The organism is Bradyrhizobium sp. USDA 3397, assembly GCF_054060965.1.
On record NZ_JBSSDS010000001.1, the window covers coordinates 2,202,191 to 2,217,095 of the forward strand.

Annotated in this window: 9 protein-coding genes; 1 reads left to right on the forward strand and 8 read right to left on the reverse strand. The window is 65.9% G+C overall.

Features of this window, described 5'->3' with window-relative positions:
- Positions 1 to 108: 108 nt before the first annotated feature.
- Both ACVWYQ_RS10530 and ACVWYQ_RS10535 read right to left on the reverse strand, forming a co-directional pair.
- Entirely contained in the window at positions 109 to 2,388 is a 2,280-nt protein-coding gene (locus tag ACVWYQ_RS10530) for a DUF1522 domain-containing protein (protein ID WP_404539738.1), read from the reverse strand.
- 357 nt (positions 2,389 to 2,745) lie between these two features.
- Complete coding sequence (locus tag ACVWYQ_RS10535; protein ID WP_404539735.1) at positions 2,746 to 5,025, reverse strand: DUF1522 domain-containing protein; 2,280 nt, start codon at positions 5,023 to 5,025, stop codon at positions 2,746 to 2,748.
- A 319-nt stretch (positions 5,026 to 5,344) separates the two neighbouring features.
- On the opposite strand from ACVWYQ_RS10535, the gene flbT reads away from it, so the two are divergent.
- On the forward strand, positions 5,345 to 5,788 hold the full coding sequence (flbT, locus tag ACVWYQ_RS10540; protein WP_404539733.1) for a flagellar biosynthesis repressor FlbT: 444 nt from the start codon (positions 5,345 to 5,347) through the stop codon (positions 5,786 to 5,788).
- A gap of 74 nt (positions 5,789 to 5,862) precedes the next feature.
- Here flbT and ACVWYQ_RS10545 read toward each other — a convergent pair whose 3' ends face one another.
- The 6 genes from ACVWYQ_RS10545 to flgK form a co-directional block, all read right to left on the reverse strand.
- Positions 5,863 to 7,359, reverse strand: a complete 1,497-nt coding sequence (locus ACVWYQ_RS10545) for a pyridoxal phosphate-dependent decarboxylase family protein (protein WP_404539731.1) — start codon at positions 7,357 to 7,359, stop codon at positions 5,863 to 5,865.
- Positions 7,356 to 8,609, reverse strand: coding sequence for an ATP-grasp domain-containing protein (locus tag ACVWYQ_RS10550; RefSeq protein WP_404539729.1), 1,254 nt, complete (start codon positions 8,607 to 8,609; stop codon positions 7,356 to 7,358). Before ACVWYQ_RS10550 ends, ACVWYQ_RS10545 begins: the two co-directional genes overlap by 4 nt.
- A 1-nt stretch (position 8,610) precedes the next feature.
- The gene (locus ACVWYQ_RS10555; protein WP_404539726.1) at positions 8,611 to 10,209 is read right to left on the reverse strand and encodes a hypothetical protein; all 1,599 of its coding nucleotides are present in this window, start codon (positions 10,207 to 10,209) and stop codon (positions 8,611 to 8,613) included.
- A 40-nt stretch (positions 10,210 to 10,249) separates the two neighbouring features.
- Positions 10,250 to 11,035: a hypothetical protein gene (locus ACVWYQ_RS10560; RefSeq protein ID WP_271540503.1), complete on the reverse strand. Its 786-nt coding sequence runs from the start codon at positions 11,033 to 11,035 to the stop codon at positions 10,250 to 10,252.
- A 73-nt stretch (positions 11,036 to 11,108) separates the two neighbouring features.
- Entirely contained in the window at positions 11,109 to 12,992 is a 1,884-nt protein-coding gene (locus tag ACVWYQ_RS10565) for a flagellar protein (RefSeq protein ID WP_157280820.1), read from the reverse strand.
- 21 nt (positions 12,993 to 13,013) lie between these two features.
- A complete protein-coding gene (flgK, locus tag ACVWYQ_RS10570; RefSeq protein ID WP_275502469.1) occupies positions 13,014 to 14,897 on the reverse strand; it encodes a flagellar hook-associated protein FlgK in 1,884 nt (627 codons plus the stop codon).
- Between the last annotated feature and the right edge of the window lie 8 nt (positions 14,898 to 14,905).

A 14,905-nucleotide genomic window follows, 5' to 3' on the forward strand; every position in this document is an offset into this window, starting at 1 on the left:
TAACCGCTGGTTACTTTTCTGCCCTCCTCGAAATCTCCGAGTGCGCAAAAAAGAAACGGCGGGGCCGAAGCCCCGCCGCCGTGATCGTCTTGCGATGTCGTCCGCGCCTTAGCGGAGCAGCTGCAGCACGCTCTGCTGCGACTGGTTGGCCAGCGACAGCGCGGAGACCGCGATCGACTGGCGGGTCGACAGCGCCTGGCTGTTGGCCGCCTCGACGTTGGTGTCGGCCAGGGTCAGGTTGGACGAGCCGGTCTGCAGCACGTTGATCAGGTTCTTGTTGAAGTCCTGACGAACCTGCACGATCGTCAGGTTCGAGCCGAGGCTCGAGGCCTGCGAGCGCAGCGTGCTCGACGCGGCGTTCAGGTTGGTCAGCACCTTGTTGGTGGCAGCGTTGTCGATGAAGTCGACACCGCTGGTCAGTGCGGCGAGGCCCAGACCTTTGGAGTTGTAGGTCACGCCGGTGATGCTGAGGCTCGACTTGGCAGTCTCGTCGAACACCAGCTTGAGCTGGTCGCCGTTCAAGAGGTTGACGCCGTTGAACGAGGAGTCCTGGGCAGTCGAGTCGATCTGCTGGAGGATGTTGTTGAACTGATTGACCAGGTTGGCACGCGAGGTCTGGGCAACCGTATCCTGGACGGGGGTAGAAGCCGTCGAGAAGGTTAGCGACGAGGTCAGCGTGCCGCCGATCGCACCACCCGCGGCGCTCGAACCGATGGTCGAGGACGCATAATCGTTGGTGGTCGAGACCGTCAGCAGGCCGTTGGCGTCGATCGTCGCCGTCAGGTTGTTGGCCTGCAGCTTGGTGTTGAGCTGATCGAGCGTCTTGACCGTGCCGTTGGTGCCGTCGCCGAAGGTGACGTTGACCGCCGTGCCGCCGTTGAAGGAGGTGAAGGTCAAGGTCTTGCCGCTGATGCCGCCGATGCCGGAGGTGCGAGCCGCGGTGAAGGCGGTCGCCGTCCCGGTGTTGCCGGCGAGGCCGAGCGCGTTCAGCGCGTTGCCGGTGCCGGTGACCGACAGATCGGCGTTGACGCCGGTCGAGATCTTGAGCAGGCCCGAGGCGTTGACCGACGAGTTGGTCTGGCCGGAAGCCGTCGCAAGCGTGGCGGTGCCGTTGGCAGCGATCGTCGCGGTCTGCACGCCGGTGGCGAGGTCGATCGCCTTCAGCACGTCGTTGAGCGTGCCGCCCTGCAGATAGACCGTCGAGTTGCCGTTGCCGTCGGTGAGGATGTTACCGTTCGCACCATAACCAGCCGGAACGCTCGGCGCACCGGTCGAGCCCGGGATCGGCGCGTTCTTGAAGGTGATGACGTGACCGTTGACGTTCAGCGTCGAGCCGTCGGTGATCGTCGCACCCAGCGAGGCGGCGCTCGTGGTCCGGTTGACGCTCACGGTGGCGTTGCCGCCGCCGACCGAGCTGGTCAGGCCCAGCGCCTTGAGCAGGTCGGCCTTGCCGGTGACGCTCAGATCCGCGCCCGTCGAGCTCCTCAGCGTGACGGCACCGCCACCAACGCTCGAAGCGGTCTGGTTGACGCTGGTGGCAAACGTCGCAGCACCCGAGCTGATGGAGACCGTCTTGACGCCGCTGGCGAGATCGACCGCGGTCAAGAGATCGTTGACGTTCGCAGCCGGAGTGCCGGCGGTGCCGAGATAGACCGTGGTGTTGCCGTTGCCGTCGGTGACGAGGTTGCCGCTGACGCCCGAGCCGGTCGGAACGGCGGTCGCAGCCGGAGCGGTGCCGCTGCGGAAGGTGATGGTCTTGCCGTTGACGGTCAGCGTGTCGCCGTCGGCGGGCTGGGCGTTGCCGAGCAGGCCGGTTGCGGTCGTGCCGTTGGTGGCGATCAGGGTGATCGTGCCGGTCAGGGCCGTGGTGCCGTCGCCGGCCGTTCCCGCCGTGCCCGTGAACGCCCCGATGGTCGCGCCGAGCGTCGTGGTGCCGGTCGCCGCGGTGGTGCCGCCGGCCGCGCCGCTATACACGACGTTGCTGCTCGCCGTCGCGCTGGCATAGGAGGTCGTGCCGCGCAGGTCGGCCGACGTCGCACCGGAGATGGTGGTGGAGACGTTCGACTTGGTGGAATAGCCGACCGTGGTCTGCAGCGCCTGGTTGGCGATCGACTTCGCAGAGTCGATCAGCTTCTGCAGCGAGGTGATGCCGGTGTTGGCAGCCTGCAGCACCTGCACGCCGTTGGCGATGCCGTCGAGCAGGTTGTTGATGTCGCTGGCGCGGTTGTCGAGCGACTGTGCCGTGAAGAAGTTGGTGGGATTGTCCAGGGCCGAGTTGACGCTCTTGCCGGTCGACAGACGACTCTGTGTGGTGGCGAGAAGATCAGCGGTGGACTGGAGGGAGAGCAGGTTCTGACGAACCGACGCGGAGAGGACGATACCGGACATTGAGTGTTACCCTTCTGGTACGCAACGCAACAGGACTTCGATTAGGATTAATCGATGTCGGGGACGGTGAACGCGGAGGGCTAACAAAGCATGAAGCGTGTCGCGCCAGTCCTTGCGCGGATTCACCATATGCGCCTTCGAGGCCCAAACGTGCTCACCGATATCATCATGATAGGATGATACTTTTTCGGGCAGCTAGGAGGCATTTGCGACTTGTCAACCATAACTCAGAGTGAGCAATTGGCTGCATTCGAATGCAGCACTCCCTCCGCCGAGCAGCATTCCGATGCCGGCACAAAAGAAAGCGGCGGGGCCGAAGCCCCGCCGCCGTGATCGTCTTGCGATGTCGTCCGCGCCTTAGCGGAGCAGCTGCAGCACGCTCTGCTGCGACTGGTTGGCCAGCGACAGCGCGGAGACCGCGATCGACTGGCGGGTCGACAGCGCCTGGCTGTTGGCCGCTTCGACGTTGGTGTCGGCCAGGGTCAGGTTGGCTGAGCCGGTCTGCAGCACGTTGATCAGGCTCTTGTTGAAATCCTGACGGACCTGCACCACCGAGAGGTTCGAGCCGAGGCTCGAGGCCTGCGAGCGCAGCGTGCTCGAGGCGGCGTTCAGGTTGGTCAGCACCTTGTTGGTGGCGGCGTTGTCGATGAAGTCGACACCGCTGGTCAGCGAGGCGAGGCCCAGACCCTTGGAGTTGTAGGTCACGCCGGTGATGCTGAGGTTCGACTTGCCGGTTTCGTCGAACACCAGCTTGAGCTGGTCGCCGTTCAAGAGGTTGACGCCGTTGAACGAGGAGTCCTGCGCGGTGGTGTCGATCTGGTTCAGGATGTTGTTGAACTGGGACACCAGGTTCGCACGCGCCGTCTGCGCGACGACGTCCTGGACGGGGCTGGAAGCCGTCGAGAACGTGAGCGACGAGGTCAGCGTGCCGCCGATCGCACCACCCGCGGCGCTCGAACCGATGGTCGAGGACGCGTAGTCGTTGGTGGTCGAGATCGTCAGCAGGCCGTTGGCGTCGATCGTCGCCGACAGGTTGTTGGCCTGCAGCTTGGTGTTGAGCTGATCGAGCGTCTTGACCGTGCCGTTGGTGCCGTCGCCGAAGGTGACGTTGACCGCCGTGCCGCCGTTGAAGGAGGTGAAGGTCAAGGTCTTGCCGCTGATGCCGCCGATGCCGGAGGTGCGAGCCGCGGTGAAGGCGGTCGCCGTCCCGGTGTTGCCGGCGAGGCCGAGCGCGTTCAGCGCGTTGCCGGTGCCGGTGACCGACAGGTCGGCATTGACGCCAGTGGACAGCTTCAGCTGGCCCGAGGCGTTGACCGACGAGTTGGTCTGGCCGGAAGCCGTCGCAAGCGTGGCGGTGCCGTTGGCAGCGATCGTCGCGGTCTGCACGCCGGTGGCGAGGTCGATCGCCTTCAGCACGTCGTTGAGCGTGCCGCCCTGCAGATAGACCGTCGAGTTGCCGTTGCCGTCGGTGAGGATGTTACCGCTCGCACCAAAACCGGTCGGAATGCTCGGCGCACCGGTCGAGCCCGGGATCGGCGCGTTCTTGAAGGTGATGACGTGACCGTTGACGTTCAGCGTCGAGCCGTCGGTGATCGTCGCACCCAGCGAGGCGGCGCTCGTGGTCCGGTTGACGCTCACGGTGGCGTTGCCGCCGCCGACCGAGCTGGTCAGGCCCAGCGCCTTGAGCAGGTCGGCCTTGCCGGTGACGCTCAGATCCGCGCCCGTCGAGCTCCTCAGCGTGACGGCACCGCCGCCAACGCTCGAAGCGGTCTGGTTGACGCTGGTGGCAAACGTCGCAGCACCCGAGCTGATGGAGACCGTCTTGACGCCGCTGGCGAGATCGACCGCGGTCAAGAGATCGTTGACGTTCGCAGCCGGAGTGCCGGCGGTGCCGAGATAGACCGTGGTGTTGCCGTTGCCGTCGGTGACGAGGTTGCCGCTGACGCCCGAGCCGGTCGGAACGGCGGTCGCAGCCGGAGCGGTGCCGCTGCGGAAGGTGATGGTCTTGCCGTTGACGGTCAGCGTGTCGCCGTCGGCGGGCTGGGCGTTGCCGAGCAGGCCGGTTGCGGTCGTGCCGTTGGTGGCGATCAGGGTGATCGTGCCGGTCAGGGCCGTGGTGCCGTCGCCGGCCGTTCCCGCCGTGCCCGTGAACGCCCCGATGGTCGCGCCGAGCGTCGTGGTGCCGGTCGCCGCGGTGGTGCCGCCGGCCGCGCCGCTATACACGACGTTGCTGCTCGCCGTCGCGCTGGCATAGGAGGTCGTGCCGCGCAGGTCGGCCGCCGTCGCACCGGAGATGGTGGCGGAGACGTTCGACTTGGTGGAGTAGCCGACCGTGGTCTGCAGCGCCTGGTTGGCGATCGACTTCGCAGAGTCGATCAGCTTCTGCAGCGAGGTGATGCCGGTGTTGGCAGCCTGCAGCACCTGCACGCCGTTGGCGATGCCGTCGAGCAGGTTGTTGATGTCGCTGGCGCGGTTGTCGAGCGACTGTGCCGTGAAGAAGTTGGTGGGATTGTCCAGGGCCGAGTTGACGCTTTTGCCGGTCGACAGACGGTTCTGCGTGGTGGCGAGAAGATCAGCGGTGGACTGGAGGGAGAGCAGGTTCTGACGAACCGATGCGGAGAGAACGATACCGGACATGACTCTGTTACCTTTCTGGTAAACGACGCTACTGTTACACGTCTGCTTGGATCGCGATTGATCCAGCGACGGCGGACCGTGGCGCCGAGACCTCTAACGAAACATGAAATGAAATCCGCGCTTTTACCCGGTCACGCGTGATTCGGCCTCGGAAGCGGCGCGCCCAGTCGTACCGCCGCCAAATCCCGCCCTTGAAAGCATTGAGCTTTTTGGCCGGAAGGACCTGAGTTTACAGCTCGTTAACTAGTTGCAAGCGAGAATCAGGGTCTGACAGGCCGCAACGAACGCTCGGTTACGAAAGCGTTGATGGAGAACAGGAATGGCCCTCAAGGTCGAGCTCAAGCCGCACGAACGCATCATCGTCGGCAATTCCGTGATCACCAACACCGACCAGCGGGCCCGCCTCCTGATCGACGGCGAGAACGTTCCGATCCTGCGCGAGCGCGACATCCTCACGCCGGAGACCGCCGACACGCCCGCCAAGCTCGTCTATCTGGCGGTCCAGCTCATGTACATCTCCCCGGATCCGCAGACCCAACACGGCACCTATTTCAACCTGGTGCGGGACATCGTCACCGCGGTGCCGAGCTCCTGGCCGATCATCGAAGGCATCAACAACAACATCCTGAACGGCGACCTCTACCGAGCGCTGAAGGACGCCCGCAAGCTGATCGCCTATGAGGACAAGCTGCGCAACCAGTTCGAGGCCACGCATCCCACGGCGGCAGCGGACAAGGACGACGTCAGCACCGCCGCCGCCTGATACAGGCGTTCGCGCCAACGACAACGGCCCCGGATCGTCTCCGGGGCCGTTGTCGTTTTCAGGCGCTCGTCAAGCTATTGCGCTACGAGCGGCGGCGCGTCGACCTCGATCACTCCGCCGCTCCGCTGGTCACCGAACTGCAGCACGGCAGCGACCAGCGCATCGATGTCCGCCGCCTCGGTGCGGTGATTGACGATCGCGGCGCGGATCGCGAACTTTCCGTCCAGCATCGTGCTCGATGGCGCGGCGATGCCGGACTCCTGGACGTCGGCGACGATCTCGCGATTGACCGCATCCCCGCTGCGATAGCGGAAGCAGACGATGTTGAGATTGACCGGCACCAGCAATTCCAGCCGCGGTTCGGCCAGCACGAGCGCCTCCAGATATTTGGCGAGCGCGCAGCTTCGTGCGATTGCCCGGCCCAGCCGGTCGGTGCCAAACGTCTTCAGCGTGAACCACGTCTTCAGCGCACGAAAGCCGCGCGACAGATCGGGACCGAGATCGCAGGGCCAGACTGTGCCCGCCGCAAGCCCCCTCGCCTCGCGGCTCAGATAGGCCGCCGGCTGCGCGAAGGCCTGCCGATGCTGCTCGCCGTCGCGCACCAGCAGAAAGCCTGCATCGTACGGCACCTGCCCCCATTTGTGGAAGTCGAGTGCGATGGAATCCGCAAGCTCGATGCCGCCGAGCAGCGGCGCAAGCTCCGGCGACAGGATCGCGAGCGCTCCGAAAGCGCCGTCGACGTGAAACCAGATTCCCTCCTCGCTGCACAGCGCAGCGATCGCCCTGAGGTCGTCGATCGCACCGATATCGACCGTGCCTGCGGATGCGACCACCAGGAAAGGCTTGAAGCCGACCTCGCGATCGGCGGCGATCTGCGCGCGCAATGCGGCAACGTCGATGCGATGATCGGCATCGATTGGGATCTTGCGCAGCGCATCGGTGCCGAACCCGGCAATGTCCATCGCCCTCGATATGCAGCCATGCGCTGCCTGCGACGTATAGGCCGCGAGCAGCGCACCGTCATTGCCGATGCCGTGCTGCCGCGCCAGCGTGCCGAGCGCGGTGGTGCGCGCCACCAGCACGGCCATCAGATTGGCCATCGACGTGCCGGTGACGAAGATGCCGCTCGCGCTCTCGGGAAAGAGGAACAGGCGGCGCATCCAGTCGACGATCTGGCGCTCCACCTCGATCGGCATGTGGTCGCGTCCGCCTAGATTGGCGTTGAGGCCGGCGGCGAGCATCTCCGCGAGCATACCGACGGCGGTGCCGCCGCCATGCACCCAGCCCATGAAGCCGGGATGGACGTTGCCCGTCGCATAGGGCGCGACATGCTCGGAGAATTCGCGACAGACCTCGGCAAGGTCGCTCGCTTCGCGCGGCACGTCCGACCTGAATGCCGCACGAACGTCATCGGGAATCGGCCGCCAGACGGGGCGCGCACGAACGTTGGCGATGCCGTCGATCGTCTCGTCCAGCATGCGGTGGGCCAGCGCGCGAAACTCGCTCCAGTCCTGCGGATCGAGCGGGGCATCCGCAACGGAGCTTTGCGTATTGCGGATGATCTCGTTCATGCTGCGCTCTCCCCGCCCGTCTTCGCATGCCGCAACAGCATCGCCGTGAACGCTGAAAAGATCTTGCGCATCTGCGGCGGCTTGTAAGGAAACACGACCGGCGAATCCATGTTGTGCACGACGGCGGTGTTGTCGGCCTCGAACACCAGAAGCTCGCCGCCCGCGTTCTCGGCGCAATCGACGATGAAATAGTCGAGGCCGACGCGCCGGCTCATCTCCTCGATCGCGTTTCTGTGACGCTCGCCGAAAGCATGATCGAAGTCGCGCATGAAGACGGCTTCCTCGGCCCGCTTCTCTTCGCTGAAGGCCATGTAGGCGTTGAGATACCAGATGTCCCAACGGTCGGCGATCGCCATGTGGCACGCGTACGGCTTGCCGTCGACCATGGCAAGGCGATATTTGCGGTAGAGCCCGTCGGGGCTCACATAATCAACGAAGCGTGCGACGAAGAAGTCCTGCTCTTTCCGTTCGGCGAGATAGGCCGCCAGAGCCGCCGCATCATCGAGCTTTGCGAGCCCGACGCCGGCATGCGAGCCGCGCGGCCGCGCGATCATCGGAAAGTGCAATTCGCTTGCGATGTCCGCGCATGCGATCCGCGCCTGCGCGAGGTCCGACAATTGCGCGCGCGTTGCGTGGATGGTCGCGGGAATGTCGAGGCCGGGCACGTCCATCAGCAGCCGATACAGCTTGTCGCGATCGAGATTGCCGATGCGATCGGGGCGATTGAGCAGCGGCCGCGGCCAGTGCGGCGCGGCCCCTTCGATCAGCGCGAGCGCCTCGCGGCATTCCTCGGAATCGGACGCGACCACGATGGCCACGTCGTGCTCCGGCAAGGTCTCGGGCAACCCGACGCCCTTGATCACATAGAGAGTCAACAGCTCGACATCGGAGCCCTCGAGCAGGAAATCGATCGGCGTGTTGCCGCCCATGTCGATGTCGGCTGCAAGCGCGAGCAGGCGCAGGCCCGGCTTCGGGGCGGCGCTAGGCGTTCGGAACAATTGATGGAAGGCCAGCACCTCGGACTGGATCGCAAGCCCCCGATCCTTGTCACCCAGCAGCTGGGTGATCAACGACAGGTCCAGCCCCTCGCCCGCCAGCGCGGTCCCCGCCGCGATGCGCGCGACGAGCTGATCGCGCAACGGATGCAGATCGACGCCTTCGAAGGCCCGGCGCGTCAGCTGCGCAAAGCCGACGCGGTCGGCATAGTTCGCCGCGGTCAGGCCGATCGGCGCGGAAACCGGATGCTGCATCTCACACCTCGAACGCGGACTTTACTGGCACGGCCGCCGCTGCGCCACCGGCGAGCAGCAGCTCGATCTTCACCAGGACGTGGGCGATCTGGTCGAGAAGGCGCTGCACGTTGCGCTGCGCCTCCGCCCTGTCCGGCGACCAGGCCTCAGTCACGAGCCGCGCGCCGACGCAGAGGCGCAGCACGGCCTGCGGCGTCTCGTCCTGCCGCTCCAGCCGCACCGGCTGGCCGATCAGGCAGCGCTGCGCGGCGACCTGACGGTCCTCCGTGCTGCCGTTGGTCCCTTCGCTGACGTCACGCGCCAACGCGCGATGAACAGGAGCGGTCTCGGCAACAGAAACCGGCTTGCCGTCGCGCAGCAGCGTGAACGGAAAGATGGTGGGTTGCGCGAATTCCTCATCGTCGATGCCGGCCGCGTGGGTCGCGGCCGAAACAGCGCGCAACGACGGCGACAATGCGATCATGCTGTCGATGCCGGCAGCGACCTCGGCGAGCATCCCGGCGCGGAAGGCCCCGGGCACGCCGTAGTAGCTGCCGATCTCGGCCAGCGCCGCCTCCCAGCGCAGCCATTGACCGAAATTCGGACGGCGCTCGAAGCGCGAACGCAGCGCCGTCCAGGCCATCGGCCAATCGCAGCGGCCGGCGTAATCACGGATTCCAGCTGCGATCCCCTCGACGCGATCGAGCGACCGCGACAGGCCCTTCGGCACCAGCAGCGCACCGCTGAAGGCAGGTCCGCCGAAGAATTTTGAGCCGGTGATCAGCACCATATAGCCGCGGCCGAGATAGGAGCGCAGCCGTCGGCGGCCGAGTCGGGCCTGGCAGGCATCGACGACGATCTGGACCTTGCGCGGCCAGCGCCGCGCGATCTCGTCGAGGCAGGCCGCGCTCGGCGCACGCCATCCGAGCTTCGAGGAATCCATGATCTGGAGCAGCACCGGCGCGCCTTGCGCGATCGTGGCCTCGACCGCATGCAGCACCGCTTCATCGGCGTCCATGCGCATCGCGATCCCGTCCCCCGCCGCGCGCAGCGGCAGCGAGATGCTGGCGCCGGCCAGCCCCGCGACCGGACCGTCCTTGCGAACCGCGAAGCCGCTCGCCGTCAGGGCGCTGAAATGATGTCCACGCGCGGTATGGACCGTGCCGCTGCCGGTCTGGTCGGCGCCGACCACGATCGTCACCGGCCGCGCGCCGAGCATCGCGCGCGCCAGGAACAGGGCATGGAGCTGGGAGTCCGTGCCGGACGGCGAGAACACCACGTCGACGCGCGGCGAGAGCTGGAGATGACCGCGCAGCTCGTCGCGCATATCTTCGCAGCGTGCATCGAAAGCGAGCTCGACCTCGTCGAGCAGGCACTTGTGCATCAGCTCTTCACGCGCCAACGCGGCGCGGTCATAGGCCGCCTGCGAGATCGTCGACGCGGTCGAGGAGGCGAAATTCCACACCTCCGGCTCCGGCGAAGCCGGGCAGCCATAGGCGTTGGCGCGGCCGGTGGGATCGAGCGCCAGGCGCGGATCTCCGCCGGAAACGAGCAGCGTGTCGAGCGGCGTGAAGAGGTCGCGCAGGCGATAACGCGAGCCGCCGTCGGCGGCGCGTTGCATCTCGCGCCGAGGGGATGGGCCGCCGCTCATCCCGAAAGGCTCACGCCGCGGCATCGGCCGCCGCCGCAGGCACGGCTGCGAATTGCGAGGCGATGTCGCCGTGGAACACCGATGGCCCGACGTGGTCGAGCGGGCTCTGGATGTCGGCCCAGATCTCGCCGCCGATGTCGGTCCAGCGCTTGCAGAAGGCGAAGTCCTCGGACAGATAGGTGCCGGTCGCCGGATCGATCATACATTCGAATAGCGCGAACCGGTTCCGGCTCGCCGCCAGCGCATCATGGGAATGTTCGCGGAAGAACTGGAGGTTCGCGTAGTCGGGGTGGCGGCACATCGCCTCCAGCACGTGACGCCGGATCATCAGGAAGCCGGTGCCGGCATAGCGCACGCGGGTAAATCCGTTGACCACCACGATGCGGTCGGGATCCTCGATCTCGAGCACGTAGTCGAGCGAGGCGGCCGGCACGTCGGCCCGACCCGACTGGATCGCCCGCGCGGCCTTGTCCCAGTTGACCCGCTTGATCGGATAGCAGCCGGCGACGACGTCCGCGCCGCATTCGATCAGGCGGAACACCTGCTCCGGCCGGAAGCCGATATCGGCATCGATGAACAGGAAATGCGTCGCCTTCGGATCGTCCAGGAACATCGCGACCAGGTTGGCCCGCGCACGGGTGATCAGCGCGTCGCCGTCGCGCAGGAGAACCTTGAGCTCGAGATTGGACATGCCGTGCACGGCCCGCTGCAACGCGAAGATCGAGCTCGCATAGATGCTCGACACCTGCCCGCCGAAGCAAGGCGTCGCCACCACCAGCTGCAAATTGTCCGACATCGACCGCTCCGCCCCCGCTTGCAATCCTCACCAAGAGGTAAACAGGCATGGTTAACGGCGTCTTAACGCTTCCTTACAGGAACTTGACGAGCGAGAGCTGCGCCAGGTTCGAGGTCACCTGGTAGGACGCCTGCAGGGCGTTCTGCAGCGCCAGGATCTCGCTCGCGACCTGGTCGGGCGAAGCCGATTCCGCCTGGTCAATGATGGTCTGGAGCTGCGCCTTGGCCTGGGTCTGGCGCGTGCTCGCGTCCTTCATCGTGTTCTGGGCCATCGCGATGTCGGTCTGGATGTCCTCGATGCGCTGCTGTCCGGGCTGCTGGGTCAGCGCCTGGGTCGTGCGCAGGCTCAGCGCCGAGACCTGCCCGCCCGAATATTGCCCGGTCGGCGAGGTCGAGAAGGTGCCGAACACCGCGATCGCCTGCAATTGCCGGCGGATCGCATCCTCATTCGCCTGGGCTCCGTACTGCACCGTCACGGCATCGTCGACCCGCGCCATCGCGGTCGAGCGCGCCGAGCCGGGCCCGTCATTGCCCAAATACCATTTCACCGTATTGGCCGAGCCGTTCACCAGCGTGGTCGCCGAGCTCGCAGGCGAGGAGCCGACGCGCAGCGGCGGCTGCGCGGCGGTCACCGGCGTCGAGCTGAACCCGAGCGCGCTCAGCGCGCCGGTGTTCGACGTCGTGATGTTGAGGCTCGCCGCATCGTCGGTGTTGATCGTGATCGAGCCGCCGTGGACCGTCGAGGGCTTCGACGTGCCCGTGATCGTGTCGATCTTGCTCAGCAAACTCTGGATGCTGTCGGTAACGTTGAGCTGGTTGCCGGTCGCGCCCGAGGCCACGAAGGTCAGCGTGGTCCCGTTGACGGTGATGGTATCGCCTGCGACGAAGCCCGGCGAGATCGAGTCCGAGGGGCTCGCGCCCGACAGCGCCGTCGCGCCGGTGACCGGGGTCGGCGGCGCCGCCTGGTTGTTGACAGGGGTGCCGATCGCAGAGCTCGCGGTGTTGAAGAAGTTGTCGCCCGCAACGATCGCCGATGCCGCCACCAGCGAGGTGTTGGCGAGCTTCTGAATCGCGGTGTTCAGCGCCGTGTTGAGATTCGCAGCGGTATTGTTCGGGTTGACGGGCGTGCTCGCATCGATCGCGAAGCTGCCGAGCGGCGTCGGCGTTGCCGAGGAGGCCGTCAGGTCGATCTGCTCGGTCGTGCCGTCCGGCAGGGTGAACTGAATGCTGAGCTTGTCGCCGTTGTTCGGATTGACGCCGTTGAGATCGACCGAGAATGACACCGGCGAGCCGCTCGGGCCGGTGACGGTCGCCCCGTTCAGCGTCGAGGACACCGCCTTGATCTTGAGGCCGAACGGCGATCCGGCGACGTCCTCCGACACCTGCACGGAGCTCGCCGTCGGCTGCGTCTGCACCAGGCGGCCCATGCCGCTGGCCCCCAAGTCCGCGGCCTGGCGCTCGGCCATGACGGTCTTGAAGCCGGCCTGCGTCGTGGTGCCGTTAATGATGTCGCCGGCATCGGCGACTGACTGGGTGTTGACGGCCGTTCCGGAGAACAGATAGCGGCTGCCGGTCTGCGTGTTGAGGACACCGACCATCGAGCCGAACTGGGCGGCGGCGGTGTTCTGGGCAATCGTCTGACCGTTGACGTTGAGGTCCTGCGCGGTAGAGGCCGAGCCGGTCTGCACCGTGCTGCGGATCTTGGTCAGCGATTGCAGCGCGGTGTTGGCGAGGTTGATGCTGACGTTGACGTTGGTGATCGTGTCGGTATAGCCGGCGATGTTGGAGAGCTGCGCGCGCCCGGCGATCGCAAAGCCCTCGTTCGTCCCCATGCCGGCATAGTTCTGCGACAGCTTGCCGGTCGAGAGCTGCGTCGAGAGGTCGGTGAGCTGCTGATTGATGTTGCGGATCTGCGCGCCCAGGATCGACGAAGAATAGTTGATGCTGCTGATCGCCATCTTTCGGAGCCCTGTTACTGTTTACAGTTGAGCCTGGATCAACGTGTTCATCATGGTCTGCACCACCGACATGACATGGGCGTTGGCGGCATAGGCATTCTGAAGCTGGATCAGGTTCGACATCTCCGAGTCCAGGTTGACCTTGGAGGTCGAGTCGAACTTGGCCTGGAGCGTCGAGACCACGACGCTCTGGCCTTGCTGGAGCTGGGTCGCCTGGGTCGCGGCGTTGGCCTGCACGCTCAGGAACTGCTGGAGGAAGTTCGAGACGCTGCCGGTGAAGGGCTGACTCGCCGAGCCGAGGCCGCTCTGCGGCGAATAGGAAAACACTGCACTGGTGAGCTGCGAGTAGAGATAGTCCGAACGCGTGGTGTCGCCTGCGGGCGTCACCGGCGAGGTATTGTAGACCGACATCCGGGTGGGATCGGTCACGAGCTGCGTGTTCACGGCGATGCGCCCGGCAAGACCGGTCATCTGCGAGCCCGACGCCGTGATTGCGCCGGTGTAGAGCGCCTGCCCGCCGTCGGTGAACAGCGGCAGCTGCGGATTGCCCGAGGTCAGCGACGAGATCGTCTTGGTGGTCGAGGCCGAACCGACCTTGGCAAGCCCGGTGTTGTCGTCGGTCACCCTCAGTGTCGTGGCGGTCGCGGGCGACGGGGCGGCGGAGAACGACAGATGCGTGCCCGACAGCGCGGTGTTCAGCGCAGAGGCGATCGCGCCCATGCCACCGGCGAAGTCGACGCCAATCCGCATCGGGTTGGCGTTGGTCGCGTTCTGGAGCGGCAGCGCGGCTGGGTCGGTCACGTTGACGAGCGTGATCTGGCGCTGCGTGTTGGTCGCCGTGTCCGTATAGGTGATGTTGACCGTGTTGCCCGGCAGCGCACCGGCGAGCTCGAGATCGAAGCCGGCCGGCGGGCCGGTGACCGTGCTGCCCGCCGTTGTCTTATCGGACAGCGCGCTCGCCATCGTGGCGGCGAGCTGGTCGATCTGGTTCTGCGCCTGCACCAAAATGTCGTCGCGCAGCTTCAGATCGGCCGCGATCTGGCCGGACGACACCACGTTGTTGGCGACGACGTCGACTTGCGAGCCGTTCGGCAGCTTGATGTTGAACGCGCCGACGCCGGACTTGGCAGGGTCGATGTTGTAGAGGGACGTTGCCGACAGCGCGCCGGCGGAGGCAAAGGAGAATTCGGAGGCGAGCCCGGCGCCGACCAGCTGAATGCCGGTCGTGGTGTAGATGTTGGCCTGGTTCGAATTGTCGGTGGTGACGCGGACGTCGACATATTTCGACAGCGTGTTGATGGCTTGGTCGCGCTGGTCCATCAGCGTTGCGGCCGAGGGATCGTTGGCCGACAGGCCCTGGAGCCTGGTGTTGATGTCGGCGATCTGCTTCATGGCCGCATTGGCGGCCTGCGCCGAATTGCCGAGATCCTGTTCGACGTTGGAGCGCAGCGACTGGATGCCCTTGGTGGTGACGTTGAGCTGCGTCGCGAGCGCCTGGGCCGCCCCGAGCGCGACGGTCTGCGCCGACGACGCACCCGAGCTGGTCGACAGCGCCTGCAGCGCCGTCGTGAACTTGTTCAGCGCGCTTTCGAGCGTGCCGGAATTGCCGGGCGTGCCGTAGACATTCTGAAGCTGCTTCAGGATGTTGGCCATCTGGTCGGCGTAGCCGCCGCCGCCGGTCTCGGTCCGTAGCTGGTTCTGCACATAGGTGTCGAGCAGGCGGCTGACGCCGGTCGTCATCGCCGTCGCGCCGAACTCGCCGGTGGTGACCTCGATCTGGTTCGGCGTCTGGACGACGTAACCCGGCGTCTGCGCATTGGCGACGTTCGAGGAGACGATCGAGAGCGCGGCCTGGTTGGCACGCAGACCGCTCATCGCACTGGCGAGGGCTGAACTCAAACCCATATCACTGG

What these genes read in the sequence shown, in the direction of transcription:
- ACVWYQ_RS10545 (WP_404539731.1), bottom strand. Translation starts at nt 7,359, where the DNA reads ATGAACGAGATCATCCGCAATACGCAAAGCTCCGTTGCGGATGCCCCG.
- flgK (WP_275502469.1), bottom strand. Translation starts at nt 14,897, where the DNA reads ATGGGTTTGAGTTCAGCCCTCGCCAGTGCGATGAGCGGTCTGCGTGCC.
- ACVWYQ_RS10560 (WP_271540503.1), bottom strand. Translation starts at nt 11,035, where the DNA reads ATGTCGGACAATTTGCAGCTGGTGGTGGCGACGCCTTGCTTCGGCGGG.
- ACVWYQ_RS10530 (WP_404539738.1), bottom strand. Translation starts at nt 2,388, where the DNA reads ATGTCCGGTATCGTCCTCTCCGCGTCGGTTCGTCAGAACCTGCTCTCC.
- ACVWYQ_RS10550 (WP_404539729.1), bottom strand. Translation starts at nt 8,609, where the DNA reads ATGCAGCATCCGGTTTCCGCGCCGATCGGCCTGACCGCGGCGAACTAT.
- flbT (WP_404539733.1), top strand. Translation starts at nt 5,345, where the DNA reads ATGGCCCTCAAGGTCGAGCTCAAGCCGCACGAACGCATCATCGTCGGC.
- ACVWYQ_RS10555 (WP_404539726.1), bottom strand. Translation starts at nt 10,209, where the DNA reads ATGCAACGCGCCGCCGACGGCGGCTCGCGTTATCGCCTGCGCGACCTC.
- ACVWYQ_RS10565 (WP_157280820.1), bottom strand. Translation starts at nt 12,992, where the DNA reads ATGGCGATCAGCAGCATCAACTATTCTTCGTCGATCCTGGGCGCGCAG.
- ACVWYQ_RS10535 (WP_404539735.1), bottom strand. Translation starts at nt 5,025, where the DNA reads ATGTCCGGTATCGTTCTCTCCGCATCGGTTCGTCAGAACCTGCTCTCC.